At 68.2% G+C, this 24,264-nt stretch carries 24 protein-coding genes; 19 read left to right on the forward strand and 5 right to left on the reverse strand.

The genetic code is table 11. From position 1 onward, the window contains the following. Positions 1–9: 9 nt before the first annotated feature. The 11 genes from OVA30_RS08535 to OVA30_RS08585 all read left to right on the forward strand — a co-directional run bounded on the left by OVA30_RS08535 (position 10) and on the right by OVA30_RS08585 (position 11,580). The gene (locus OVA30_RS08535) at positions 10–507 is read left to right on the forward strand and encodes an A24 family peptidase (RefSeq protein ID WP_268175197.1); all 498 of its coding nucleotides are present in this window, start codon (positions 10–12) and stop codon (positions 505–507) included. A gap of 242 nt (positions 508–749) precedes the next feature. Further along, entirely contained in the window at positions 750–1,535 is a 786-nt protein-coding gene (cpaB, locus tag OVA30_RS08540; RefSeq protein WP_268175198.1) for a Flp pilus assembly protein CpaB, read from the forward strand. 11 nt (positions 1,536–1,546) lie between these two features. Beyond that, positions 1,547–3,046 (forward strand): type II and III secretion system protein family protein, encoded by a 1,500-nt coding sequence (locus tag OVA30_RS08545; RefSeq protein WP_015951036.1) that lies wholly within the window; start codon positions 1,547–1,549, stop codon positions 3,044–3,046. A gap of 25 nt (positions 3,047–3,071) precedes the next feature. Continuing rightward, positions 3,072–3,818, forward strand: coding sequence for a CpaD family pilus assembly protein (locus OVA30_RS08550; protein ID WP_268175199.1), 747 nt, complete (start codon positions 3,072–3,074; stop codon positions 3,816–3,818). 85 nt (positions 3,819–3,903) lie between these two features. Continuing rightward, complete coding sequence (locus OVA30_RS08555; RefSeq protein ID WP_003598119.1) at positions 3,904–5,148, forward strand: AAA family ATPase; 1,245 nt, start codon at positions 3,904–3,906, stop codon at positions 5,146–5,148. A 47-nt stretch (positions 5,149–5,195) separates the two neighbouring features. After that, on the forward strand, positions 5,196–6,644 hold the full coding sequence (locus tag OVA30_RS08560; RefSeq protein ID WP_015951039.1) for a CpaF family protein: 1,449 nt from the start codon (positions 5,196–5,198) through the stop codon (positions 6,642–6,644). Further along, on the forward strand, positions 6,641–7,612 hold the full coding sequence (locus OVA30_RS08565; RefSeq protein ID WP_015951040.1) for a type II secretion system F family protein: 972 nt from the start codon (positions 6,641–6,643) through the stop codon (positions 7,610–7,612). Before OVA30_RS08560 ends, OVA30_RS08565 begins: the two co-directional genes overlap by 4 nt. A gap of 72 nt (positions 7,613–7,684) precedes the next feature. Then, positions 7,685–8,656, forward strand: a complete 972-nt coding sequence (locus OVA30_RS08570; RefSeq protein ID WP_003598115.1) for a type II secretion system F family protein — start codon at positions 7,685–7,687, stop codon at positions 8,654–8,656. Positions 8,657–8,756: 100 nt separating this feature from the next. Continuing rightward, on the forward strand, positions 8,757–9,755 hold the full coding sequence (locus OVA30_RS08575) for a MaoC family dehydratase (RefSeq protein ID WP_268175200.1): 999 nt from the start codon (positions 8,757–8,759) through the stop codon (positions 9,753–9,755). Next, positions 9,752–11,014, forward strand: coding sequence for an MFS transporter (locus OVA30_RS08580; RefSeq protein ID WP_268175201.1), 1,263 nt, complete (start codon positions 9,752–9,754; stop codon positions 11,012–11,014). Before OVA30_RS08575 ends, OVA30_RS08580 begins: the two co-directional genes overlap by 4 nt. Positions 11,015–11,154: 140 nt before the next feature. After that, positions 11,155–11,580: an organic hydroperoxide resistance protein gene (locus tag OVA30_RS08585; RefSeq protein WP_056120536.1), complete on the forward strand. Its 426-nt coding sequence runs from the start codon at positions 11,155–11,157 to the stop codon at positions 11,578–11,580. Between the two features lie 150 nt (positions 11,581–11,730). On the opposite strand, the gene OVA30_RS08590 is transcribed toward OVA30_RS08585, so the two are convergent. Beyond that, positions 11,731–12,294, reverse strand: a complete 564-nt coding sequence (locus OVA30_RS08590) for a CoA-binding protein (protein ID WP_268175202.1) — start codon at positions 12,292–12,294, stop codon at positions 11,731–11,733. A gap of 44 nt (positions 12,295–12,338) precedes the next feature. On the opposite strand from OVA30_RS08590, the gene OVA30_RS08595 reads away from it, so the two are divergent. Beyond that, on the forward strand, positions 12,339–12,770 hold the full coding sequence (locus tag OVA30_RS08595; protein WP_238506510.1) for a PaaI family thioesterase: 432 nt from the start codon (positions 12,339–12,341) through the stop codon (positions 12,768–12,770). Between the two features lie 55 nt (positions 12,771–12,825). Here the strand turns inward: OVA30_RS08595 and OVA30_RS08600 are convergent, their stop codons facing one another. Beyond that, the gene (locus OVA30_RS08600; RefSeq protein ID WP_268175203.1) at positions 12,826–14,145 is read right to left on the reverse strand and encodes an MFS transporter; all 1,320 of its coding nucleotides are present in this window, start codon (positions 14,143–14,145) and stop codon (positions 12,826–12,828) included. Between the two features lie 399 nt (positions 14,146–14,544). Here OVA30_RS08600 and OVA30_RS08605 point away from each other — a divergent pair, with 399 nt between their 5' ends. Then, the gene (locus OVA30_RS08605) at positions 14,545–16,041 is read left to right on the forward strand and encodes a sensor domain-containing diguanylate cyclase (protein WP_442786092.1); all 1,497 of its coding nucleotides are present in this window, start codon (positions 14,545–14,547) and stop codon (positions 16,039–16,041) included. A gap of 105 nt (positions 16,042–16,146) precedes the next feature. On the opposite strand, the gene OVA30_RS08610 is transcribed toward OVA30_RS08605, so the two are convergent. The 3 genes from OVA30_RS08610 to OVA30_RS08620 form a co-directional block, all read right to left on the reverse strand. Next, positions 16,147–16,566: a BA14K family protein gene (locus tag OVA30_RS08610; protein ID WP_265222044.1), complete on the reverse strand. Its 420-nt coding sequence runs from the start codon at positions 16,564–16,566 to the stop codon at positions 16,147–16,149. A gap of 150 nt (positions 16,567–16,716) precedes the next feature. Next, positions 16,717–17,628 carry a PhnA-like protein gene (locus tag OVA30_RS08615; RefSeq protein ID WP_268175205.1) on the reverse strand — a complete coding sequence of 304 codons (912 nt, stop codon included), beginning with the start codon at positions 17,626–17,628 and terminating at the stop codon, positions 16,717–16,719. A 47-nt stretch (positions 17,629–17,675) separates the two neighbouring features. Continuing rightward, complete coding sequence (locus OVA30_RS08620; RefSeq protein ID WP_268175206.1) at positions 17,676–18,008, reverse strand: CsbD family protein; 333 nt, start codon at positions 18,006–18,008, stop codon at positions 17,676–17,678. 317 nt (positions 18,009–18,325) lie between these two features. Here OVA30_RS08620 and OVA30_RS08625 point away from each other — a divergent pair, with 317 nt between their 5' ends. The 6 genes from OVA30_RS08625 to rpoN all read left to right on the forward strand — a co-directional run bounded on the left by OVA30_RS08625 (position 18,326) and on the right by rpoN (position 24,195). Next, on the forward strand, positions 18,326–18,691 hold the full coding sequence (locus OVA30_RS08625) for a ComEA family DNA-binding protein (RefSeq protein ID WP_268175207.1): 366 nt from the start codon (positions 18,326–18,328) through the stop codon (positions 18,689–18,691). A gap of 109 nt (positions 18,692–18,800) precedes the next feature. Beyond that, positions 18,801–19,430: a ribonuclease D gene (locus OVA30_RS08630; protein WP_015822868.1), complete on the forward strand. Its 630-nt coding sequence runs from the start codon at positions 18,801–18,803 to the stop codon at positions 19,428–19,430. A 270-nt stretch (positions 19,431–19,700) separates the two neighbouring features. Next, the gene (locus OVA30_RS08635; RefSeq protein WP_012253915.1) at positions 19,701–20,459 is read left to right on the forward strand and encodes a hypothetical protein; all 759 of its coding nucleotides are present in this window, start codon (positions 19,701–19,703) and stop codon (positions 20,457–20,459) included. Continuing rightward, the gene (locus tag OVA30_RS08640) at positions 20,456–21,196 is read left to right on the forward strand and encodes an LptA/OstA family protein (RefSeq protein WP_268175208.1); all 741 of its coding nucleotides are present in this window, start codon (positions 20,456–20,458) and stop codon (positions 21,194–21,196) included. The genes OVA30_RS08635 and OVA30_RS08640 overlap by 4 nt, the downstream gene beginning before the upstream one ends. A 17-nt stretch (positions 21,197–21,213) precedes the next feature. Next, complete coding sequence (gene lptB / locus OVA30_RS08645; protein ID WP_268175209.1) at positions 21,214–22,086, forward strand: LPS export ABC transporter ATP-binding protein; 873 nt, start codon at positions 21,214–21,216, stop codon at positions 22,084–22,086. 573 nt (positions 22,087–22,659) lie between these two features. Continuing rightward, on the forward strand, positions 22,660–24,195 hold the full coding sequence (gene rpoN, locus OVA30_RS08650) for an RNA polymerase factor sigma-54 (protein ID WP_041358660.1): 1,536 nt from the start codon (positions 22,660–22,662) through the stop codon (positions 24,193–24,195). The last annotated feature ends 69 nt before the right edge of the window (positions 24,196–24,264 follow it).

The raw sequence follows: 24,264 nt of genomic DNA on the forward strand, positions 1-24,264 counted from the left end.
GAAGTTCCTGTGTCCGGTACAGCAGCTTACTTGCTTTCCTGCTTTGGGTTCCCCTTCTTAATGGCTTACGCAGCCGCGAGCGATCTCCTTACGATGCGAATTTCCAATCGCGTCACTAGTTTAGTTTTGTTTGCATTTGTGTTGTATGCGCTTGCAGCCGGCATGATGCTGAGTGAATTCGCACTTCATATCGCTGCAGGTTGTCTCGTCCTGGTTGCGTCTTTCGTCATGTTCGCGCGGGGATGGGTCGGCGGAGGCGACGCTAAGCTCGCTGCGGGTGCAACTCTCTGGCTCGGGATCGAGTATGTGGCGGAGTATTTGATTGTCGCTTCTGTGTTTGGAGGGGTTCTCACCCTCGTAATCCTTTTCGCTCGCGCCTATCCGCTTCCTATGGCGACCCTACGGCTACCTTTTGCTGTCAACCTGCATGACAGCCGCACTGGTATTCCGTACGGAATCGCCCTTGCCGCTGCTGCATTGACTGTGTTGCCGCACGCAATGGGCTGAACTTATTTCAGCATAGACTACTGGATAAGCTACCAGTAGGTAATACGCGAGGACTGTCGTCCGGCAACCTATTTCATGGAACGTCGCGCGGCGACGCCAAGCTCCTTCGGTTCGATCGTGACAGGGATCGTTACAGGGCGGAAAAGAGTCCGGTGACACAGTATTAACCTTAACTTGACGATTGGCGCACAAAAGTCGGGACCAGACGGCGACGGAGCCGTCGTCACGGTTCCGCGCCTGCCATGAAACCAGCCCGTCTCGCCGTCTTGGGGATCGCACTCGTTGCCGGCTGCGGCGCCGCCCTGCTGATGCAAGGGGAGGAGAAAGCACCCGAGGCCGTTCCTGTCGCCAAGGCCGAGCCCGTCGCGCCGGTCCCAATGAGCGAAGTCCTCGTCGCTGCCGCCGAACTGCCGATGGGTCAGACCCTCAAGCCCGAGGATCTGCGCTGGCTAGCCTGGCCCGAACAGGCGATTTCGCCCGGACTGATCGAGCGCCGCGCGGCCCCGAAAGGACTAGAGGACGCCGTCGGCGCGATTATCCGGACCGGCTTCTCGGCCAACGAGCCGATCCGGCCGGAGCGTCTGGTTAAGGCCGGCAGCGGCTTCATGTCGGCGATTTTGCCGCCCGGAATGCGGGCGGTGGCGATCACGACGGATACGCGCGGATCGAGTTCGGCGGGCGGCTTCGTCCTGCCGAACGATCATGTCGACGTCATCAAGACCAGCAACGAGGGCACCGAGCAGTTCGCCGAGACGCTGCTGACCGACGTGCGCGTGCTCGCCGTGGGTCAGATCGTGCAGGAGAAGAACGGCGCCAACGTCGTGACGGCGGAGACGGCCACCTTGGCCCTCACGCCGAGCCAGGCCGAAACCGTCACGCTGGCACAGAAGGTCGGGCAGCTCTCCCTCGTGCTGCGCAGCATCCAGGATTCCGCTCGGACCGCCGCCCTCTCCGAGGAGGCCGGCATGCCGCCCGAGGGCCCCATGACCGTGGTGCGATTCGGCGTCGCCAAGCAGCAGCGCCGGTGAGGACAGGACCGATGACGACCGCCTCCCGCTTCCGCGGACTTGCCCTTCTCCTGCTTTCCGGCGCCGGTCTCGCGTCGGCGATGCTGTCCGGCCCGGCCTCGGCGCAAGCCGGCCTCTCCGGTGCCTCCCCCGTCCTGACGATCGGCGCCAACGAGGCGGCGGTGTCCCGGCGGGTCGAACTGAGCAAGGGCCGGTCCCTCATCGTCGATCTGCCGCGCGACGCCAAGGAGGTGTTCGTCGCCAACCCGGCGGTCGCGAACGCGGTCGTCCGCTCGAGTCGCAAGCTCTTCCTGATCGGTATCGACAACGGCGCCACCTCGATCTTCGTGATGGATGGCGAGGGACGCCAGATCGCGGCGCTCGACGTCACCATCGCCCGCGACATCAACGTCCTGCGGCAGTCGCTGCAGCTGAGCCTGCCTGGCGGTCGGTTCGATGTGAAGGCGGTCGGGGATTCGCTGGTCCTCTCGGGCAGCGTGAACTCGACCTCGGAGGCGCAGCAGGCGCTCGACATCGCCAACGCCTTCGTCGGCATCGCGGCAGGCGGCGGTGTCGCGACCCGCGGCGCCGTCATCAACAACCTGACGATCCGCAACAAGGATCAGGTGATGATCCGCGTCACCGTGGTCGAGGTCGCGCGCACCGTTCTGAAGCAGTTCGGTATTAATGTCACGGGGAACTGGGCAGCGCTGAACCCTCTCAGCCCGACGGGGAATGTCCTTACGAACACCACGCCGTTTCCGCTCACCGGCGCCTACTCGCCGGACGGCAATGCGCTGTCGGCCTCGATCCGTTCCGGCGGCGTCTCGCTCCAAGCGACGCTGCGCGCCTTCGAGCAGGCCGGCGTCTCTCGCATTCTCGCCGAGCCGACACTCACGGCAATTTCCGGCGAGTCAGCCAAATTCACGGCCGGCGGCGAGATCCCGGTTCCCTCGAACTGTTCCGCGGGCGTGGCCGGTGCGGCTTGTACAGTCGCGCTCGAATTCAAGCCCTACGGTGTAAGCCTCGCCTTCACCCCGATCGTGATGGCCGAGAACCGCATCTCCATCCGAGTTGCCACCGATGTGACCGAACTCGATCGGCAGAATAGTTACAGCTTCTCCTTCCCAGGCTCGAATCGGGTCACGCCCGTTCCCGCGACGACGCGGCGCAGTTCCGAGACGACGGTCGAACTCGCCTCTGGAGCCACGATGATGACCGCCGGCCTGATTCAACAGAAGAGCCGGGCTTCCATCTCCGGTCTGCCCGGGCTGATGAACCTTCCGATCCTCGGCGCCCTGTTCCGCTCCCGCGACTACCAGCGGGACGAGACCGAGCTGATGATCATGGTCACCCCCTACATCGCGCAGCCGATGGAGGCGCGGCAGGTGCAGCGGCCGGACGACGGCTTCGTCGATGCGCCGGACGGGCAGGCGGTGCTGCTCGGACGTCTGAACAAGATCTACGGCACGGTCGGCGGCGGCACCCTCGGGCCGGCCTATCGCGGCCGGGTCGGCTTCATCGCCGACTGACCCCGTCCATCAGGATCGAATCACGATGTCCTCCCCCGCCCGCACCTCCGTCTCCCGCGCCTGGCCGGTCGCCGCCGCCGTGCTTCTTGCCGCTGGGCTTGGCGCCTGCCGCGCGGATCGGGTCGAGACCACCGGCTCGACCTACCCGATCGACGTGCGCACCCGCCACCCGATCGTGCTCGCCGATGCCGACCGCACCCTCGACGTGTTTCCCACCGGAATCGGCCATATCGATCCGCGTCAGCGCGCCGACATCGAGGCCTTCCTCGTCGAGTACCGGCGCTACGGCCGCGGCATCCTCCTCGTCGAGCTGCCGCGCGGCGTATCGCCGGCTTTGGCCGGGCCCGTCGAGCGCACCGGCGCGTCGATCCGGCGCCTCGCGACGGAGATGGGCGTGCCGGCCGCCGGCGTGCGAGTGGCTGCCTACCCAATCGCCAACCCCACCTTGGCCTCGCCCCTGCGCCTGAGCTTCCAGCGGATGCAGGCCAAGGTCGCCGACAAGTGCGGGCTCTGGCCGAGGGACCTCGGCGCCAGCGACCTGCGGGCCAACTGGTCGAACGAGCCGACATGGAATCTCGGCTGCGCGATGCAGTCCAACGTCGCCGCCCAGGTCGCCGATCCGATCGACCTCGTGCGCGGCCGGCCCGAGGGCCGTATCGACACGGTCCTGCGCACCAAGGATCTCGGCCAGCTCCGCGAGGGCAAGGATCCGTCAACGCAATGGCGTCAGGATGGAAAGACCAATGTCGGCAGCGAAGTAAAGAGCCAGTAGCCTCGCTGGCCGCTCGCGCGCCTCCTCGAGCCTCTGTCGATCACCGGCCGCGCCCACTCGGCAAAAGAACCGGAAACCACGCATCATGCCGGACACATACGAGGCTTCAGAGCGGACCATCGCCCCGGTGCCGCGGATCACGATCCAGGCTTTCTGCGAGACGCCGGAAACGGCTGCGATGATCGAGGGCATCGCCGCCGAACGCCGGATGCAGAAGGCCCATGTCAAGGTGCAGATGGGCGGGGGAGCCGCAGCCCTGGAGGCTTACCGGCACGCGCCCACGCCCAACGTGATCGTGCTCGAATTCCTGAATCTCAAGTCCCGGCCGCTCGAATGCCTCGACCAGCTTGCTGAGGTCTGCGACGAGGGCACGAAGGTGCTGGTGATCGGCCATGTCAACGACGTGTTGCTCTACCGGCAATTCATCCAGCGGGGGGTGAGCGAGTACCTGATGGCGCCGGTCGAGCCGGTCGCGATGATCGCCGCAGTCTCCGATCTGTTCGCCGCGCCGGGCGCGAAGCCGGTGGGGCGTACGGTCGCCGTCTACGGCGCGCGCGGCGGCGTCGGCAGCTCGACGGTGGCTCAGAATCTCGCCTGGACGGTGGCCCGCGAGCACGGCACCGCGACGGTGATCGCCGACCTCGACGTCGCCTTCGGCACGGCGAGCCTTAACTTCAACCAGGATCCGCCCCAGGGCATCGCCGAGGCGGTGTTCGCGCCCGAGCGCCTCGATGCCAATCTGCTCGACCGCCTGCTCTCGAAATGTGCCGACAACCTGAGCCTGCTTTCGGCGCCCGCCACCCTTGACCGCACCGTCGACCTGACCGAGCCGGCCTTCGATGCGCTCACCGACCTGCTGCGGGCGGCGGTGCCCTGCATCGTTCTCGACGTGCCGCACCAATGGTCGGCCTGGACCCGCCGCGTGCTGATCAGCGCCGACGAAATCCTGATCGTCGCCCCGCCGGACCTGGCGGGCCTGCGTAACGTCAAGAACCTGCTTGCCCTGCTGCATCAGCAGCGCCCCAACGATGCGCGGGCGCGGGTCGTCCTCAACGGCGTCGGCGTGCCGAAGCGGCCCGAGATCGCGGCGGCCGAGTTCTCCAAGGCGCTCGACGTCCCGCTCCAGGCGGTCATTCCCTTCGATCCGGCCCTGTTCGGCACCGCCGCCAATAACGGCCAGATGATCGCCGAGGTCCAGGCCGGCTCCAAGCCGGCGGAGATCTTCTCCGATCTCGCCGCGGCGGTGACCGGCCGGACCGAGATCCGCCGGGTCCGGGCCAACCTCCTGGAACCGCTGCTCGCCCGGCTGACCCGCAAGAAGGCGTCCTGACGGTGTCCTGCGCTCTTTCCTCCCACGATTGCTGAAGGCGCGGCGCCATGTTCGGTCGACGCTCCAATACCGCCGCGGCTCCCGCCCCGGCCGCTCCTGCAGCCGGACCGGCGAATGTCACCCCGCCGGTCCTGCAGCAGGAGGCCGTGCGCGCGCGTCCCGAGGCGGCGAGCGCCCCGGTTCCTCAGGCGCAGCAGCCGAAATCCGAGGATTACTTCCGCACGAAGAGCATGATCTTCGGCGCGCTGATCGAGGCGATCGACCTCGCCCAGCTCGCACGGCTCGAAGGCGAGGCGGCGCGCGAGGAAATCCGCGACATCGTCTCCGAGATCATCGGTCTCAAGAACATCGTGCTGTCGATCGCCGAGCAGGAGGAGCTGCTCGACGACATCTGCAACGACGTGCTCGGCTACGGTCCGCTGGAGCCGCTGCTCGCCCGCGACGACATCGCCGACGTGATGGTCAACGGCGCCGACCGGACCTTCATCGAGGTCGCCGGCAAGATCCAGCTCACCTCCGTGCGCTTTCGCGACAACCAGCAACTGATGAACATCTGCCAGCGGATCGTCAGCCAGGTCGGCCGCCGCGTGGACGAGTCCTCGCCGATCTGCGACGCGCGCCTGCCCGACGGCTCGCGCGTCAACGTCATCGCTCCGCCGCTCGCCATCGACGGGCCGGCGCTGACCATCCGTAAGTTCAAGAAGGACAAGCTCACCCTCGACCAGCTCGTGCGCTTCGGGGCGATCTCGCCCGAGGGCGCGAAGATCCTGCAGATCATCGGCAAGGTCCGCTGCAACGTCGTGATCTCGGGCGGCACCGGCTCGGGCAAGACGACCCTGCTCAACTGCCTCACCGCCTTCATCGAGCACGACGAGCGCATCATCACCTGCGAAGACGCGGCCGAGCTTCAGCTCCAGCAGCCGCATGTGGTTCGCTTGGAGACCCGGCCGCCGAACCTGGAGGGCCAGGGGCAGGTCACCATGCGCGACCTCGTCAAGAACTGCCTGCGCATGCGCCCCGAGCGCATCATCGTCGGCGAGGTGCGCGGACCCGAAGCCTTCGATCTGCTGCAGGCGATGAACACTGGCCACGACGGCTCGATGGGCACGCTGCACGCCAACTCCCCGCGCGAATGTCTCGCGCGTATCGAATCGATGATCACGATGGGCGGCTTCTCGCTGCCCTCGCGGACCTTGCGCGAGATGATCACCGGCTCGGTCGACGTGATCATCCAGGCCATGCGCATGCGCGACGGCTCCCGGCGCATCACCCACATCACCGAAGTGATGGGGATGGAGGGTGAGGTCATCATCACCCAGGATCTGTTCGTCTACGACGTGCTCGGCGAGGACGCGAACGGGCGCCTGATCGGCCGCCACCGCTCCACCGGGATCGGCCGTCCGCGCTTCTGGGAGCGGGCACGCTATTACGGCGAGGAGCGGGCGCTGGCCGCCGCCCTTGATGCCGCCGTGGCCGAAGGGGAGGCGGCATCGTGAGCGCGCTCAACGCCCCTCTGGCGGTCGGGCTCGTGGCGGTGGCCGCCGGCTCGCTCGCCTACGTGTTCCTGATGCCCGCCCTCTCGGGCGAGCGGCGGGCCGAGCAGCGTCGCAGGGCGCTGGGTCAGCCGCAGGCCGTGCTCGCGGAGCGCGGCGCGGCCGCCAGCCGCCGCGAGCAGGTCGCCAAGAGCCTCAAGGAGCTGGAGGCCAAGAAGGACAAGACCAAGGTCACGCTCGAGCTGCGCCTCGCCCGCGCCGGCCTCGATTGGAGCCGACAGAAGTATCGGGTCGTCTCGGCGATCACCGCCGTCGTCCTCGCGCTGGCCGCCTTCCTCGTCTCGCATAATGTGATCGTCGCCGGGCTCGCCCTGTTCGTGGGCGGGTTCGGCCTGCCCGCCTGGTGGCTCAAGCGGCGGCAGAAGCGGCGGGTCGAGGCCTTCATCGAGGAATTGCCCAACGCCATGGATGTCGTGGTGCGCGGTCTGCGATCCGGTATCCCCCTGGGCGACTGCCTGCGCATGATCGCGCGCGAGGCGAAGGAGCCCTTGCGCAGCGAGTTCCGGGTGACGATGGAGTCCCAGGCGCTCGGCCTGTCGATGTCCGACGCGATCCTGCGCATGTACGAGCGCGTGCCCGTCACCGAGGTGAACTTCTTCTCGATCGTGATCGGCATTCAGCAGAAGGCCGGCGGCAACCTCTCGGAGGCCCTCGGAAACCTGTCGCGGGTGCTGCGCGAGCGCAAGAAGATGGCCGGCAAGATCCAGGCGATGAGCATGGAGGCCAAGGCGTCGGCCGCCATCATCGGTGCCCTGCCGTTCGTCGTCGGCGGGGGGACCTACCTGTCGAGTCCCGATTACACCGCGCTCCTTTGGACCACCTCGTTCGGCAAGATCGCCCTCGTGATCTCGGGTCTGTGGATGCTGACCGGCGTCTTCGTGATGAAGAAGATGATCAATTTCGACATCTGAGTCGCGCGCCGGAAGGCGACGTGAAGGGGCGGTTCGAGCCGCTCCGCAAGGGGCGGACTGGGCCGGACACCGATGCTGGATGACTTCGTCAACACCGCGTTCGCGCCCCGCACCATCGCTGCGGTCCTGGCGGGCGTCGCCGCGGCGGCCACGGCCTTCACCCTGGTGCAGCCGCTGATCGAGGGCGACCCGCTCGCCAAGCGGATGAAGCTCGTCAGCGACGAGCGCGAGCAGATCCGTCAGCGCGAACGCGAGCGGCTCAACAGCCGCACGACGCTGCGCGCGGAACCGAAGGCCTACATGAAGCGGGTCGTCGAGCAGTTCAACCTCGGCCGCTGGCTCGGGACGGAGACCGCCAAAGCCAAGTTGATCCGGGCCGGGTATCGCGGCGCCGGGGCGGAGACCGCCTTCCTCTTCTTTCGCCTGGTGATGCCGATCACCCTCACGGCCGTCGCGCTGTTCTACCTGTTCGTGCTCGAAGTGCTCGACCAGCCGTTCGTCATCCGGCTCGGCCTCGTCTTTGCTGCCGGCTTCTTCGGTCTCAAGCTGCCGGAGGTGTACCTGTCGAACATCACCTCCAAGCGGCAGGCGGAAATCCGCCGCGCCTGGCCCGACGCCCTCGACCTGTGCCTGATCTGCGTCGAGTCGGGCATGTCGGTCGAGAACGCGTTCCGGCGGGTCAGCCTGGAGGTCGCGAGCCAATCGGCCGTGCTCGCCGAGGAACTGGCGCTCCTGACCGCCGAGCTGTCCTTCCTGCCCGAGCGACGCGTGGCCTATGAGAATCTCGCCCTGCGCACGGGGTTGGAGATCGTCAAGTCGCTGACCACGGCGCTGATGCAGGCCGAGCGCTACGGCACGCCGGTGGGGCAGGCCCTTCGTGTGCTGGCGCAGGAGAGCCGGGACTACCGCATGACCGAGGCCGAGAAGAAGGCCGCCTCGCTTCCGCCGAAGCTGACCGTGCCCATGATCCTGTTCTTTCTGCCGGTGCTGTTCGTGGTTCTCCTGACGCCTGCGGGTATCCAGGTCTACGAGGCGATGAAGTAAGCGGCTGCGGGGCCAGCGGCCCCCTCGGCCCGATCCCCGGATGCACTCGGCCGTTCGATGCTGTAGCCACGCGCGGACCTCCACCGCGGCGCGGCACCCCATGGCTCTGCTTTCCCTCGACGATCTCGCACCCGGTCAGGAATACTCGGCCGGGCCGATCACCGTCAGCCGTGACGAACTCGTCGCCTTCGCCCGAGAATACGACCCGCAGCCTTTCCACCTCGACGAGGCGGCCGCGAAGGAGACCTTCGTCGGCACCCTGATCGGCTCGGGCTGGCAGACAGCGGCGCTGGGCATGCGCCTGTTCGCGCAGGCCCTGGTTTCGCAGTCCACCTCGATGGGATCGCCCGGCATCACCGCCCTGCGCTGGCTGAGGCCCGTCCTGCCGGGTGATGCCCTGAGTGCGGTGATCCGCGTCGAGGAGGTCCGCCCGTCATCCTCGAAGCCCGACCGCGGCATGGCGCGGCTCTCGATGACGCTGACGAACGGGCGCGGCGAGGCGGTGATGACCCAGGCCTTCGCGGTGCTGTTCGCGCGTGCCGGCGCCGTGCCCGCACCGCGCCCGGTCGAACGCTCGACGGAGATGGGCCCCGTGGCGGAGCCGGACGACGCGATGCCGCTGCCCTATCTCGCTGAGGCCGAACTCGGCACCACCCGCGATCTCGGCGCCCACCGCTTCGAGGCGGACGACATCATCGCCTTCGCGCGGGCCTACGATCCGCAGATCTTCCATCTCGATGCGGAGGCGGCGCGGGCCACGCATTTCGGCGCGCTCTGCGCCTCGGGCTGGCAGACCGCGGCGGTCTGGATGAAGCGGCTCAACGCGACCTTCGCCCGCGACATCGCCCTCACCGCCCGCTCCGGCTCGGTGCCGCAGCTCGGCCCTTCGCCCGGTTTCAAGGATCTGAAATGGCTGCGGCCGGTCTATGCCGGCGATACGATCCGCTATGCCAGCACGCTCATCGACCGGCGCGCCTCCCGCTCGCGGCCCGGCTGGGGCATCGCCACGCACCACAACACCGCGCAAAATCAGCGCGGCGAGCCGGTCTTCGAATTCACCGGCACGGTGTTCTGGCAGTGGGAGCCCCCGGCCGCATGAGCGCTCCGTCCGCCCGCCGGATCCTCGTCGCCAGCTTCGTCGGCACCGCGATCGAGTTCTACGACTTCTACATCTACGCCACCGCTGCCGCGCTGGTGATCGGGCCGATCTTCTTTCCCCATGGCGAGCCCGGCGTTCAGACGCTCCAGGCGTTTGCCACCTTCGCCATCGCCTTCCTTGCCCGGCCGATCGGGGCGGCGGCCTTCGGGCATTTCGGCGACCGGATCGGGCGCAAGGCGACGCTGGTCGCCTCGCTGATGATCATGGGGCTGTCCACGGTCCTGATCGGCTGCCTGCCGGGCTATGCCAGCATCGGCTGGTGGGCGCCGGCTTTGCTCTGCCTGCTGCGCTTCGGTCAGGGCGTCGGCTTCGGCGGGGAATGGGGCGGGGCGGCCTTGCTCGCGGTCGAGAACGCGCCGCCGGGGCGCCGCGCGCTCTACGGGATCTTCCCGCAACTCGGCGCGCCGATCGGCTTCATCGCCGCCAACCTTCTGTTCCTCGGGCTCAGCGTGGCATTGAGCCCGGCGGATTTCGAAGCCTGGGGCTGGCGTCTGCCCTTCCTCGCCTCGGCTGTCCTCGTCGGCGTCGGGCTCTATGTCCGCTTGAAGCTCACCGAGACCCCGGCCTTCCGCGCCGCCCTCGAACAAGCGCCGCCGGAAAGGGTGCCCCTCGCCACGATCTTCTCCGCACATCGGCGCGCAACGCTGCTTGGCACGCTGGCGATGGTGGCAGCCTACGCCGTCTTCTATCTCTCGACGGTGTTCGCTCTCAGCTACGGCACCGGCACGCTTGGTTACGCACGTAAATCCTTTCTGCTGTTCGAGTGCGTGGCGATCCTGTTCATGGCGCTGGCGATCCCTCTATCGGGATGGGCGGCCGACCGGTTCGGACGCAAGCCCGTGATGCTTTCGGGGCTCGCGGTCACGGGGGCGCTCGGCGTTGTGCTCGGTCCGATGCTCGGCAGCGGCGAACCCGCCCTGGTGCTCGCCTTCCTCTGCCTCGCGCTGTTCGCCATGGGCTGGATCTTTGGGCCGATGGGTGCGCTGCTGCCCGAACTGTTCCCGACCCGGGTGCGCTATACCGGCGCCTCGGTGACCTACAATCTCGCCGGGATCGTCGGCGCCTCCGGGGCACCCTTCGCGGCGCAATGGCTCGCCGAGTCGGGCGGCATCGGCTTCGTCGGGCTCTATCTCGCCGTCGCCGCGGGGATCAGCTTTGCCGCCGTCATCGCCATGCCAGAGACGGGGCGGGACGCCTGACGCCGCACGGGCGAGCCGAGTAGTCCCGCCCAGAAAATGAATTGCGCACGATTTAGATTGCGCGCAATTTAAAATGCGACTATCCCGGTTTGGAGCCGAGCGGAGCAATCCCCGTTCGCCCCGAACATGAGGACAGACCCATGACCGTCGATGTGAAGTACCGCACCACCGCCTCCGCCACGGGTGGCCGCGACGGCTCCGCCCGCACCGAGGACGGCAATTTCCAGGTCCAGCTCTCGACCCCGAAGGAACTCGGCGGCGCGGGCGGCCCTGGCGCCAACCCCGAGCAGCTCTTCGCTGCGGGTTACTCGGCCTGCTTCATCGGCGCGCTGAAGGTCGCGGGCGGCCAGCTCAAGCTGAAGGTGCCCGCCGAGACCACCGTCACCGCCCAAGTCGGCATCGGTCCGCGCTCCGAGGGCGGCTTCGGCATCACCGCCGACCTCAAGGTCAGCCTGCCGGGGCTCGACCGCGCCGACGCCGAGCGCCTCGTCGAAGCGGCCCACCAGATCTGCCCGTATTCCAACGCGACGCGGGGGAATGTCGATGTCGGCCTGACGGTGGCGTAAGCGACCTCCAACCATTGATCCCATGCACGCCTCATCCTGATGTGCCGCGAAAGCGGCCTCGAAGGATCCTTCAGCGGTCTCGCGATCCCTGGAAGATCCTTCGAGGCTCCGCTTCGCGGCGCACCTCAGGATGAGGATGCGAAATGGAGGTTACGTCCCCTCGATCGTCCGCTTCTGCACGCCACCCTTCGCCATCACCGGCTTCTTCGCGCTGATGATGCGGGAGTTCACGCCGGTCCAGCCGATCTCGCCGGAGAGCCGGCCGTATTCGATCTTCGGGCAGCGGTTCATGATGACCGTGATGCCCGCGGCCTCGGCCCGCGCGGCGGCTGCGGCGTCGCGCACGCCGAGCTGCATCCAGATCACCTTCGGCGGTACCGGCAGCGCCAGCGCCTCATCGACCAGCGGTCCCGCCGCGGCGGAATTGCGGAAGATCTCGACCATGTCGACCGGTCCGGTCAGCTCCGAGAGCCGGGCGATCACCGGCCGGCCGAGCAGGGTCTGGCCCGCCAGGCCCGGATTGACCGGCGTCACCGTGTAGCCGCGCTCGGCCAAATACTTGAAGACGATGTAGCTCGGCCGCGCCGGATTGGCCGAGGCGCCGACCAGGGCGATCGAGCGCGCCTCCCTGAGGACGGCGCGGATCTGCGCATCGGGATAGCGGTCGTGCCGTGTGGCGATACCGTCAGGCGCGTCGTCGATCGTCGGGATCATGCCGCCCTTGTCCGCCATGCGTCGGCATGCTGCAAGGCTCAGGCATGAGCGAGACCGTGATGAACCTGGCGGAGACCGCCGCCTTCCTCGAACGCGACTTCCCGCAGATGAATGCGGGCGGGCGCCACTACCACCTGGAGGCGGTTGGCCCGCTCTCCGCACGGATGCGGCTCGATTACCACGAGCGCCACCTGCGCCCCGGCGGCACGGTGTCCGGCCCGTCGATGATGGCGCTGGCCGATTACGCGCTCTACGCGGCGATCCTCGCGAATATCGGCCCGGTCGCGCTCGCCGTGACGACGAGCCTGAACGTCAACTTCCTGCGCCGGCCCGGCCCCGCCGCCCTCGTCGCCGAATGCCGCCTGATGAAGCTGGGCCGGCGACTCGCGGTGGGCGAGGTCGCGATCCGAAGTGTCGGCGCGGAGGCGCTCGTTGCCCACGCCACCGGCACCTACTCGATCCCGCCGGAGCGGTGAGGCCGCGCGCTCCAGCGAATGCGGCCGAGGCGCGGTCTGGGCCCGGAGGCGAGCCCTACTCGGCCGGCGCCCCCAGAGGTGTCGACGGAGCTCTGGGCGGCACGTCCGTGGGGCGCGGCTCGTAGGCAAAGGTCTCGGGCATGAACAGCAGGTAGAGCGTGAAGCCCGCCGCCGCGATTGCCGCGAGCACGAGGAAGGCCGCCGAGTAGCCTGCGCCGACGATGACCACACCGGCCAGCGTCGCGCTCAACGCTGCGCCGAGCCCCTGCGCCGTCGCGACCGCGCCCTGGGCGACGTTGAACCGGCCGGTGCCACGGGTGAGGTCGGCGACCACGATCGGGAACAGCGCGCCGTAGATGCCGGCGCCGACGCCGTCGAGGCACTGCACCGCCACGAGATAGAACGGGTTGTCGGAGAAGGTGTAGAGCACGCCGCGCAGGGCCAACACGCCGAAAGCGACGAGGAAGATCGGCTTGCGCCCGAAGCTGTCGGCCTTGGCGCCGACCAGCACCGCCATCGGCACCATCACGCATTGCGCGGCGACGATGCAGACCGCGATCAGCGACGTCGCGTTGTCCTTGCCGACGACTTTGGTGAGCAACTGTCCGACCGAGGGCAGCATCGCCGCGTTGGCGAGGTGGAACGCGGCGCAGAGGAGCGCGAACAGCATCAGGTGGCGGTTGCGCAGCAGCAGGCTCAGGCCCGAGGGCTGCTCGCAGCTCTGGTCTTCGGCGCAATCGAGGCCGCGGGCGAGGTCGTCGTCGATGTCCTCTGCCGGCACCATCAGCATCGCGACGATCGAGCAGGCGGCGAGAAGGCCCATGAGCCAGAACACGACGATGGGGCCGAAGATATAGGCCAAGCCGCCCGCCAGCATCGCCGAGACCGCGTTGCCGGCATGGTTGAAGCCCTCGTTCCGGCCGATGCGCTTGGAGAACAATTTCGGGCCGACGATGCCCAGCGTGATGCCGGTGAGCGCCGGCGCGAAGATCGAACCCGCCATGCTGGCGAGCGCCTGCGTGGCGGCCACCAGCGTGAAATTCGAGATCCAGGGCAGAACGAGACAACTCACCGTGACGACGATTGCGGCGGCGATGACGACGCTGCGCTTGGCGTTGGTGCGGTCGATCAGGGCGCCCGCGGGCGTCTGGGCGAGCAATCCGGCAATGCCGGCGATCGTCATCACGAGGCCGATCGTCGCCTCGTTCCAGCCCTGGTCGGGCCCGCGCACGGCCAGAAGATAGATGGCGAGATACGGGCCGAGGCCGTCGCGCACGTCGGCGAGGGTAACGTTGAGCAGGTCGAGTCCGCGCAATGCGCGCCGGGAGGGCTGACGCGGCGCGGGATCGATCGAGGGAAGTGCGTCGCCACGCATCGGCAATGTCCACGGGTCAGCGCAGCGTCCCGGACGGCGAAGATCCGCCGCCGGAAAGGACGTTGCGAAATCGGCGTTTCCAGGGGTCGGGCGGCACAAGCGGAGTCTTGAGACGACCGCATGCCCGTTCGATCCCGGCGCTAAAGCCCGCTCGGCCTGATCGTTCCGACTACTGAGGATTTTAATCCCGAGATCGCGATCACGAATCCGTGGAATTGGGATGATCGCTACCGCCCGGCCGGTCGCAAGCGGCGGCCGGTAACGCCGCTTTAGCCATAGTCGGACCGGGCGTCGGCATCGCGCCCCGGCGAAAGGTTTGCTTAGAGCACCGCACCCAAAGAGGGCGACCGATTCGTCAGACCGAAGCCGATGCGTATCTCCGAAGGCGAACAGAACCGGATGGAGAGACGCCCGCTTTCGGCGCGGTGGCTTCCGCTGTCCCGGCACGTCCGCTCCGCCCGGAGCTGGATCATCCTCGGTGTGCTCGCGCCGATCGGCATGCTGGTGCTCTCAGCCATCATGCTGCTCGAGCTTCGCCAGGATGCTTGGGACAAGGCCGAACAGACCTCGAAGAACCTGCTTCAGGTGATCGAGCGCGACATCGCCCGCAATGTCGAGATCATCGATCTGTCCCTCCAGGGCGTTGTCGATAACCTCAAGGTGCCCGGCTTGGCCGGTGCCAGCCCGTCCTTGCGCCGCATCGCTCTGTTCGATCGCGCCGCGACCGCCCGCGACATGGGGGTCATGCTGGTGATCGACGAGAACGGCGACAGCATCATCGATGCGAACGCCGACACGCCCCGCCGGCTCAACAATGCCGACCGCGATTACTTCCAGGCCCACAAGACGCAGGCCGGTCTCGGCTTGCACATCAGCCGGCCCTTGATCTCGCGTTTGCTCGGCGAACCGGTGATCGTGCTGAGCCGGCGCATTGACAAGCCGGACGGCAGCTTCGGCGGCGTGGTGCTGGCGAGCCTGAAACTGTCCTATTTCAGCAGCTTGTTCGCCCGGATCGGGCTTGGTCGCGAAGGCGGGATCAACCTCTACCTGCGCGACGGCACCCGCGTGATGCGCTACCCCTTCGTGGCGAGCGATATCGGTGCCAACATCACCGGTGCCCCCACCTTCCAGAACTTCGTCGCCAAGCGCGAAGGCAGCTTCAAGGGCATCTCCGTCCGCGACGGCGTCGAGCGTTATTACACCTTCACCCAGGTCGGGGATTGGCCGCTCGTCCTCAACGTCGCCCTCGGAACGCGGGAGATCGAGGCGGAATGGCGGGAGACGGCCGCGGTCATCGGCTTGGCGGTCCTCGTCCTGTGCGGATCGACCGTTCTGCTCTCGCTGCTGTTCGGGCGGGAACTGCGCCGCAGCGCGGCCATGCAGGCCGAACTGGCTCGCCTCGCCCAGACCGACGTTCTGACCGGCCTGCCGAACCGGCGGCATTTCGAAACGGTCTTCACGCAGGCCTGGGGGACGTCCCGGCGCACGGGCACACCGCTCGCGCTCATCCTGATCGATGCCGATCACTTCAAGCGCTACAACGATCGCTACGGCCACGCGGTCGGCGACGCCGTGCTCAGGGGGTTGGCTGACAGCTTGAGCGCCAGCGTTCGCCGGCCGGGCGACCTCGTCGCTCGCGTCGGCGGAGAGGAGTTCGCCGTCCTGCTGCCCAGGACGGACCACGATGGCGCGATGCGCGTCTCCGAGACGATTCATCGGGCGATCGCCGGATTCGCCGTGCCCTCCGTCGGCATCGATCCCGGAACAGTCACCGTGAGCCTCGGCCTCGCCGTAGATTCCGGCGGCGGCACCGCCGAGGATCTCTACCGGCGGGCCGACGCGGCGCTCTACGAGGCCAAGGCGGGCGGGCGGAATCAGACCCGATCGGCGGCCTGACCAGGCGGCGCTGTCGGCCGCGTCGGGCCGAAGCTCCTGGTCACAGGCGCCCCCGCCCGGCCACCCGCGCACCGAGATCGTGCGTGCGCGGGTGAGCCGTTGCGCTTACGGGCAGGGGTGGCGGGCGCCGTCGTTGCCGAGATAGGTGCCGCTGCGCGCGTCGTAGGAGCGGAACCGGCGGGCGCAGGCCGCTACGGCCTCCGGGTCGGCACCGCCCTGGACCACGACGGGCGCGGCCTGGGCCTGCGAGTTGGCGATGGCGCCGCCGAGGATGGCCCCGGCCGCCAGCCCCGCGACACCGGCGCCGACCGCGGCGCCGACGCCCGGACCGCGGCGATAACCCCGACCGTAGCCGTAGCGACGGTGCCCGTAAGGGCGGTGGCCGTAGCGGCGGTACTGGACATAGTCGGTCGGCAGGTCGCCCCGAACCAGGGCTTCAACCGGGCTCTGCGGCGCGGGTGCAGCCAAAGCCGGCGTGCCAACGAGGAGGGCGGTCATGGCGGTGAGGGCGAAGGTCGATTTCATCAGTCTGGAAACTCCTTGAATCGTCGAGACTGGACTCGAAACGGGAGCGCCGGCCGGTTCGAACGGCCGGCGCCCCTTCTGTACAACGTGCGAACCGGGTGCCCGCGTCCGGCGGCGGGATGACCACCGGAACGGGACCGGATCGACGGATCAGTCGCGAACGGTCAGGGATGCCGGCTTCGGCGCGGCGAGAAGCCCGCCAATGAAGGCGGCGATGGCACCGAGGATCAGCGCGATCGCGGCGTAGAGCGCACCCTGGGTCGCGACCGATTTGGCGGTCTTGGCCGCCTCTTCCGCCTGCTTCTTGGCGGTGGCGACCGCCTGCTCGTACTGCTTCTGGTAGTCCTGGACCTGCTGGCGCGCCTGATCGACCGGGATGTTCTGCGCCTTGGCGAGCGCGTCGGCGGCGCGCGTTTCTGCCTGCTGCTTGTCGGCGGCGTCGCCCGAAAGCAGGGCACGCACGGCCGAGACGGCGGCATCGCGGGCTGCCTGCGGGTCCTGGCCGGCGGCCTGATCCTTCACCCGCTGCTCGATCCGGTCGAGCGGATTGGAGACCTTGCTGAGCGAGGGAGCGACGGCCTGCGCCGCGGTCTGGACCGTTCCGCCGACGAGGTTGCCTGCTCCGCCCAACGCCGAACCCACGGTATTGACCGCGCTGCCGACGACGCCGCTGGCAGCGGAGGTCAGCAGGTAGAGGACGACGAGGGTGGTGACGGCCCACGATACGAAGCCGTGCAGCCCGGCGATGTCGCGCAGGGGCTTACCGGCGAGGCGCCCGGCGATCAGGCCGCCGACGAGGGAGGCGACGATGCCGGAGACGACGAACCATGCGCCGGCCCCGAGGGAGAAGTTCGACGCGGACGGGTTCTCTGCGGTGTCGAGGCCGACCGAGGCGAGGCCGGCGGCGACGCCCGCGAGGTTGATGACGACCTGCGTCACCAGCGCCGTCGCGGCGCCAGCGAAGACGGCGCCCCAGGAGACTTGGTTGAGGGCCACGGTCTCGTGGGCGAGGCTCCGCGTGCCGTCGATGGGCGAGGGTTGGAAGCCGGATGGGTAAGTCACGCTGGTACTCCGAGTCTGGGGTCGTTCGAGGAAGACGTGGTCAGGCGTCAGTTGCGCCCGCGCACGAGAAGGCCGAGGCCGAAGCCGACGAGGCCGGCAATGAGCAGGGAGGTGTGCGGCCACTCGACCGAGCGCTCGTGTCCCTCCTGCAGGGAGCGGCGACCGCGATCGTAGATGTCCTCGGCGGTGTCGTAGGCCTCGTCCGCGGCGTGCCGCGCGGCATCCTTGGCCTGACCGTAGATGTTCTCCACCCGGCCGGCGGCTTCGCGCATACGGCCCTCGGCCGAGTCGGTGTGGGAACCGGCCAGGTCGCCGATCGCGCCCTGTACCTTACCGCCCAACTCCCGGGCGGCGCCCGTGATCCTGTTCCCATCGACCATGGTCGCATTCCTCGTTCGAAAAGTGCCTGTCGCGCCGTCTTTCGGGGCGGAGCGTCATTCGGTGCCGGTTGTCAGCTCGACCAGACAGCGGTGCACGAACGGGTTGCGAACTCTCGGGTTCCGCCACCACCCTGCGGATCCACAGTCACAATCGCGCCATGTCGCCCGCGCCCAATCTCGATATGTTTCCAACGGACGTCGTCGCCCGAAGTGCCCGGATCGATGCCGGACCGCGTTCAAGGACGGTTCAACCGGCCCGCCCTACATCTCAAAAACCGGCGCGGCGCCCCGCCGCCCCGAGATGTCGGGAGATCGACATGCGTTCGTCTCTGCTGCGTACCTTCACCGTTCTGATCGGGCTTGCTGCTGCCCCGGCCCTGGCACAGGCGCCGAGTCCGGCCACGCCGCCCACCGCCACGAAGCCCCCGGCCAGCGCCCCCGTGACCGCGCCGGCCGCCACGCCCTCCGCCGCCCCCAAGGCGGATGCGAAGGCGGAACTCATCGACATCAACTCGGCCAGCGCCGAGGAGCTGAGCCGGCTCAAGGGCATCGGCGAGGCGCGCTCGGCAGCCATCGTCAAGGGCCGCCCCTACCGGGGCAAGGACGAACTGGTCCGCAAGAAGATCGTGCCGGAGGCGGTCTATGCCGGCATCAAGGACCAGATCATCGCCAAACAGAAATAGACGGTCAGAAGTAGACTTGCATCCGCCCGCGGATCGGCGGAGCTATCGGGACGGCGCGCGCGGTGCTACGCGCGGGCCGTCCCGCCCCTTGAAGACGCTTGAACCAACGATGGCTGCCGCCCCCTCCCGGATCCGCCTCCACCACGGCGACCTGCCGCCCGATTTCGCGCCGGGCGCGGCGATCGCGATCGATACCGAGACGCTGGGGCTCAACCCGCATCGCGATCGGCTCTGCGTCGTGCAGGTGTCCCGCGGCGACGGCAGCGCCGATGTCGTGCAGATCCGGCCCGGCGACCCGGCGCCGGAGCGGCTCAAGGCGGTCCTGGCCGATGCCGGGGTCGTCAAGATCTTCCACTTCGCCCGGTTCGATCTGGCGGTGCTGTTCAACGCGTTCGGCGTCATGCCGGCTCCGGTTTACTGCACGAAGATCGCTTCGAAGCTCGCGCGCACCTACACCGACCGTCACGGCCTCAAGGACGTCGTGCGCGAGCTCGTGGGCGTCGATCTCTCCAAGCAGCAGCAATCCTCCGATTGGGGCGCGGGGACCCTGAGCCAAGCTCAGATCGACTACGCGGCATCGGACGTGCTCCACCTGCATGCCGCCCGCGAGCGTCTCGACGCCATGCTGGCCCGCGAGGGCCGCACCGAGATGGCGCAGGCCTGTTTCGACTTCCTTCCGACCCGATCCAAGCTCGATCTCGCCGGCTGGCCGGAGATCGACATCTTCGCCCACGCCTGAGACTCAGGGCCCTTCCCGAAGGTGAGGGCTGATCCGGCAAAGTGCAGGGCAGCTGAGCGAGCGGCGTCCGTGCGGTGCCGCGAGCGATGCCAGCCGGCAACGCCGCGCGGGACTCGTGCCGAGACGCCGTGTTCCATGCCGCATTCGGTGCGAGGACGCACGCGGGCGCCGTTGATCATTTCGCAAAGACGAGGCCATAACTTCGCCACCGCACCGGGGCATCCGGCCGGCGGGGCGCGACCGCAAGCGCGCCGACCCTTCAGGAACGCGATGCAGGCGGCCGACACCATCCAGGGGGAGACGGATCTCCTCGCGCTCGCCGCGAACGAGAACGCGCGTCGCAAGCGCGCGCATGGACGCGCGCGGCGGCACAGCGCGCAGGTGCGCACGCTGCGCCGGGTGATCCCGGTCACCGCCGGCATCGCCGTGCTGGGGCTCGCAGCGATCGTGCTCTGGAGCCCCCTCACGGGCAGCATTCCCAACGTCTCGTTCGGCCCGATCAGCGTCTCGGGCACCAAGGTGACGATGGAGAATCCGCGCCTGTCCGGCTTCCGCAAGGGCGAGCGCGGCTACGAAGTGGTTGCCGACGCGGCGCAGCAGGACGTGCGCAAGCCCAGCATCATCGAGCTTCAGGCCATGAAAGGCCACGTCGCCACCGACGACAAGGGCGGCCGTGCCTACCTTCAGGCGCAGGGCGGCGTGTTCGATTCCACCCGCGAATCGCTCAACCTCGAGAACGATATCCGCCTCTGGACCGACAAGGGCGAGGAAGTGCGCCTCTCGGTCGCCACCGTCGATTTCAAGACCGGCAGTCTGCGCTCGTCGAAGGCCGTCACCGTCACGGTCCCGTCAGGCTCGATCGTCGCCGACACGCTCGACGTGGTCGAGAACGGCCGGGTCGTCTCCTTCGTCGGCCGCGTCCATGCCGTGTTCCACGGCGACGAGGCCGAGAAGGAGAGCGGTGCCAAGGTCGCCCTGCGGACGGATCAGGAGCGCATCCACACCTCCGCTGCGGAACCCACGCGATGACGCCGCGTCTCGGCCCGGCGCTTGCCGTCGGCCTCGCTCTCCTCCTGGCGCATTCCGCCGCCGCGGCTCCGGCCAAGGAGACGGTGAAGGAGAAGCCCGCCGCGCTCGGCACCGTCGGTGGCGGCAAGGGGCCGATCAAGATCGACGCCGACCGGCTCGACGTGTTCGACAAGGAGAACAAGGCGATCTTCGCCGGCAACGTCGTGGCGGTGCAGGGCGAGAGCACGATCCGCTGCTCGGCGATGACGGTCCATTACAAGCGCGACAAGGACAAGGATCCGTCCAAGGACGCGAACAAGGACGCGGCGAAGTCGGAGGCTGAAGCCGCCGAGGATGCCAAGGCCAAGGCGGCGCTCGGCGGCAACGGCATCCGCAAGGTCGAATGCGCCGGCCCCGTGACCGTCGCGCAGAAGGACCAGATCGCCACCGGCGACAATGCGGTGTTCGATCAGGAGGCCAAGCGCATCGTGCTGACCGGCAACGTCGTGCTCAGCCAGTGCCAGAACGTCACCCGCGGCTCGCGCCTCGTCTACGACATGGCGAGCGGCCGGGCCAACATGGACCCGGTGGCCGGCGGTCGCGTCTCGGCGATGTTCGTTCCGGGCGAGGCCGGCCAGGCCAAGGGCAGTCAGCCGAAGGGCTGCACCCAGCCGGCTATCGCGGCCAAGCCTGGTGCCAAGGGGGCCGACAAGGGTTCTGAGAAGCCGGCCGTGAAGACGCGGGCGCAGGCGAACTGACGGTGACGGGAGCCGGGATGCCTGCGGGCGTGCCGCTTCGCGCGGTCGCCGAGCCGAAGCCGGCGAGCCGGGGCCGCAAAGCCTCGTGGTTCGGCCGGCTTCTCGGGCGCGCTGGATCGGCACCGCAGGCGGCGCCCGGCGGCGTGCTCACCGAGGACGGCGGTGGTCCGGGCGTGCTGCACGTGCGCGGTCTTCGCAAGAGCTACGGCGCCCGCACCGTGGTCCACGAGGCTGGGCTCACCGTCCATAACGGCGAGGCGGTCGGGCTGCTGGGACCCAACGGCGCCGGCAAGACCACGATCTTCTACATGATCACCGGCCTCGTCCCGGCCGACCGCGGCTTCATCAGCCTGGACGGCATGGAGATCACCCACCTGCCGATGTATCAGCGGGCTCGGCTCGGCATCGGCTACCTGCCGCAGGAAGCCTCGATCTTCCGCGGGCTCACGGTCGAGGACAACATCCGCGCCGTGCTCGAAGTGGCCGAGCCGGACCGCAAGGCCCGCGAGCGCAAGCTCGACTCGCTGCTCGAAGAGTTCGACATCGCGCGCCTGCGCAAGTCGCCGTCGATCGCGCTCTCGGGCGGCGAGCGACGTCGCTGCGAGATCGCCCGGGCGCTCGCTTCCTCTCCGACCTTCATGCTGCTCGACGAGCCTTTCGCCGGCATCGATCCGATCGCCGTCGGCGACATCCAGGATCTCGTGAAGCACCTGAAGCAGCGTGGCATCGGCGTGCTCATCACCGACCACAACGTCCGCGAGACGCTCGGCCTGATCGATCGCGCCTACATCGCCCATTCCGGCCGCATCCTGACCGAGGGCACGCCCGAGCAGATCGTCGCCAACGAGGACGCCCGCCGGCTCTATCTCGGCGAGGATTTCCGGCTTTAGGTCGGATCGGACGTCTCAAAGGCTGGGCCGGCATCGAGGATCGGCAGCCGGATCGACCCGCACTGAAACGGCGTCCATTCTCTCCCGTAACGGACTGCAGCAGCACGCAGGCTAAGACACGTTCTCGCCGCGCTGCACTTCGTTGGGCGCTGCCCTGCGTGACGATGCCGTCTCGAGAGCCTGATGGCTCCTCTTCACGCCTGTCGGGCCCTGGGGGCGTCCTCCCCCGGTCGCGGTCGCGGACCGTCGGGAGCGAGTTTTCGCCGATCCGGTAACGACCGCTGAACCACGCTCACCGTGGCCACCCCGCCGGAAACCCTTTCTTCGTCTGCCTCTGACAAATGCAGGCGTGGCAATGCGTGTGTGATCGCCAATAGAGTGAACCGGCGTGGTCCGCCTCTGTTGCGCGGCTACCGCGATGCGAGAATTTGGGTGACGGCCGGACAAACCGCTTTGACGTGTCGGGCCGATGGCGCTAGACCTATCAAAGGAGAAGCAAAGAACGTGCCGAGTTCGGCGCGGCTCGTACGCGAGCTGCGATTTGTCAATGATTTCTGAAGGTTGGGCGTCGAGATGAGTCTGCTCCAGCGGCTCGAGATGCGCCAGGGCCAAGCCCTGGTGATGACACCGCAACTGCTGCAGGCGATCAAGCTCCTGCAGCTCTCGCAGCTCGATCTCTCGGCCTATGTCGATGCCGAACTGGAGCGCAATCCGCTTCTGGAGCGCGCCGAGTCCGAAGGGGAATCCGAGCGCGAGGCGCCGGAGGCTTCGGGCGACGGCGAGTACGACGGCGGCGACGGGCCGGAAGCCGAGACCTGGCTCGGCTCCGAGATGACGCAGAGCCGCAGCGAGATCGAGGGTGACCTCGACACGCGCCTCGACAACGTGTTCGCCGACGAGAACCCCACCCCGCGCGAGACCGGGACCGGGGACATGCTCTCGCTGACCCCGGCCCCTTACGGCAATGCTGGCGGCAGCTTCGACGGCGAGCTTCCCGATTTCGAGGCGACGCTGACCGCCGAGACCAGCTTGCGCGAGCACCTCGCCGCACAGCTCGATCTCGCGACGCAAAACCCCTCAGACCGGTTGATCGGCAGCTTCCTGATCGATGCCGTGGACGATGCGGGTTACCTGCGCGAGGACATCGACGGCGTGGCCGAGCGGCTCGGCGCCTCGCTCGATGACGTCGCCCGCATTCTGAAACTCGTCCAGACCTTCGATCCGCCGGGCGTGGCCGCCCGCGACCTCGCCGAATGCCTCGCGATCCAGCTTCGCGAGCAGGATCGGTTCGATCCGGCGATGCAGGCGCTGGTCTCGCGCCTAGATCTCGTGGCCAAGCGCGATTTCCCGGCCCTGCGCCGCCTCTGTGGCGTGGACGACGAGGATCTCGTCGAGATGCTGGCCGAGATCCGCCGTCTCGACCCCAAGCCCGGCCGCGCCTTCGGCGCCCACGCGGTCGAGGTTTTGGTCCCCGACGTGTTCGTCCGCCCCGCGCCGGACGGCTCCTGGCTGGTGGAGCTGAACTCCGAGGCGCTGCCGCGGGTGCTGGTCAACCAGAGCTACTATGCACGCGTCTCGAAAGGCGCGGTGGCGGACGGCGACAAGGCGTTCCTGTCCGAGTGCCTGCAGACGGCGAACTGGCTCACCCGCAGCCTGGAGCAGCGGGCGCGCACCATCCTCAAGGTCGCCACCGAAATCGTCCGCCAGCAGGACGCCTTCTTCCTGCACGGTGTCGCCCACCTGCGTCCGCTCAACCTCAAGACGGTCGCCGAGGCGATCGGCATGCATGAATCGACCGTCTCCCGCGTCACCTCCAACAAGTCGATCGGCACCAGCCGCGGCACCCTGGAGATGAAGTACTTCTTCACCGCCGCGATCCCCGGCGCCGCCGGTGCCGCGTCCCATTCCTCGGAATCGGTGCGCCACCGCATCAAACAACTTGTCGATGCGGAGGCCTCCGACGTCCTGTCCGACGACGCGCTGGTCCAGCGCCTGCGCGACGAGGGCATCGACATCGCCCGCCGCACCGTCGCCAAGTATCGGGAGTCGCTGCGGATCCCCTCGTCGATCGAGCGGCGCCGGGAGAAGATGGCCACGGCCGTCCGCTGATCCCGGTCGCCTCGTCGGCGCGTGAAAGCCCTGCGCCGGCTCGCCTTCGTGTTTGACTTGCCCCGTCCC

It is taken from the genome of Methylorubrum sp. SL192 (genome assembly GCF_026672325.1).
Taxonomy (GTDB): domain Bacteria; phylum Pseudomonadota; class Alphaproteobacteria; order Rhizobiales; family Beijerinckiaceae; genus Methylobacterium; species Methylobacterium extorquens.

Bases quoted from the DNA above. Each gene is read 5' to 3' on its own strand.
- OVA30_RS08620 (WP_268175206.1), bottom strand. From the start codon at position 18,008: ATGGTCGATGGGAACAGGATCACGGGCGCCGCCCGGGAGTTGGGCGGT.
- OVA30_RS08585 (WP_056120536.1), top strand. From the start codon at position 11,155: ATGACCGTCGATGTGAAGTACCGCACCACCGCCTCCGCCACGGGTGGC.
- OVA30_RS08570 (WP_003598115.1), top strand. From the start codon at position 7,685: ATGCTGGATGACTTCGTCAACACCGCGTTCGCGCCCCGCACCATCGCT.
- OVA30_RS08605 (WP_442786092.1), top strand. From the start codon at position 14,545: ATGGAGAGACGCCCGCTTTCGGCGCGGTGGCTTCCGCTGTCCCGGCAC.
- OVA30_RS08640 (WP_268175208.1), top strand. From the start codon at position 20,456: ATGACGCCGCGTCTCGGCCCGGCGCTTGCCGTCGGCCTCGCTCTCCTC.
- rpoN (WP_041358660.1), top strand. From the start codon at position 22,660: ATGAGTCTGCTCCAGCGGCTCGAGATGCGCCAGGGCCAAGCCCTGGTG.
- cpaB (WP_268175198.1), top strand. From the start codon at position 750: ATGAAACCAGCCCGTCTCGCCGTCTTGGGGATCGCACTCGTTGCCGGC.
- OVA30_RS08550 (WP_268175199.1), top strand. From the start codon at position 3,072: ATGTCCTCCCCCGCCCGCACCTCCGTCTCCCGCGCCTGGCCGGTCGCC.
- OVA30_RS08545 (WP_015951036.1), top strand. From the start codon at position 1,547: ATGACGACCGCCTCCCGCTTCCGCGGACTTGCCCTTCTCCTGCTTTCC.
- OVA30_RS08590 (WP_268175202.1), bottom strand. From the start codon at position 12,294: ATGATCCCGACGATCGACGACGCGCCTGACGGTATCGCCACACGGCAC.
- lptB (WP_268175209.1), top strand. From the start codon at position 21,214: ATGCCTGCGGGCGTGCCGCTTCGCGCGGTCGCCGAGCCGAAGCCGGCG.
- OVA30_RS08635 (WP_012253915.1), top strand. From the start codon at position 19,701: ATGCAGGCGGCCGACACCATCCAGGGGGAGACGGATCTCCTCGCGCTC.
- OVA30_RS08575 (WP_268175200.1), top strand. From the start codon at position 8,757: ATGGCTCTGCTTTCCCTCGACGATCTCGCACCCGGTCAGGAATACTCG.
- OVA30_RS08580 (WP_268175201.1), top strand. From the start codon at position 9,752: ATGAGCGCTCCGTCCGCCCGCCGGATCCTCGTCGCCAGCTTCGTCGGC.
- OVA30_RS08555 (WP_003598119.1), top strand. From the start codon at position 3,904: ATGCCGGACACATACGAGGCTTCAGAGCGGACCATCGCCCCGGTGCCG.
- OVA30_RS08600 (WP_268175203.1), bottom strand. From the start codon at position 14,145: ATGCGTGGCGACGCACTTCCCTCGATCGATCCCGCGCCGCGTCAGCCC.
- OVA30_RS08630 (WP_015822868.1), top strand. From the start codon at position 18,801: ATGGCTGCCGCCCCCTCCCGGATCCGCCTCCACCACGGCGACCTGCCG.
- OVA30_RS08595 (WP_238506510.1), top strand. From the start codon at position 12,339: ATGAGCGAGACCGTGATGAACCTGGCGGAGACCGCCGCCTTCCTCGAA.
- OVA30_RS08625 (WP_268175207.1), top strand. From the start codon at position 18,326: ATGCGTTCGTCTCTGCTGCGTACCTTCACCGTTCTGATCGGGCTTGCT.
- OVA30_RS08610 (WP_265222044.1), bottom strand. From the start codon at position 16,566: ATGAAATCGACCTTCGCCCTCACCGCCATGACCGCCCTCCTCGTTGGC.
- OVA30_RS08560 (WP_015951039.1), top strand. From the start codon at position 5,196: ATGTTCGGTCGACGCTCCAATACCGCCGCGGCTCCCGCCCCGGCCGCT.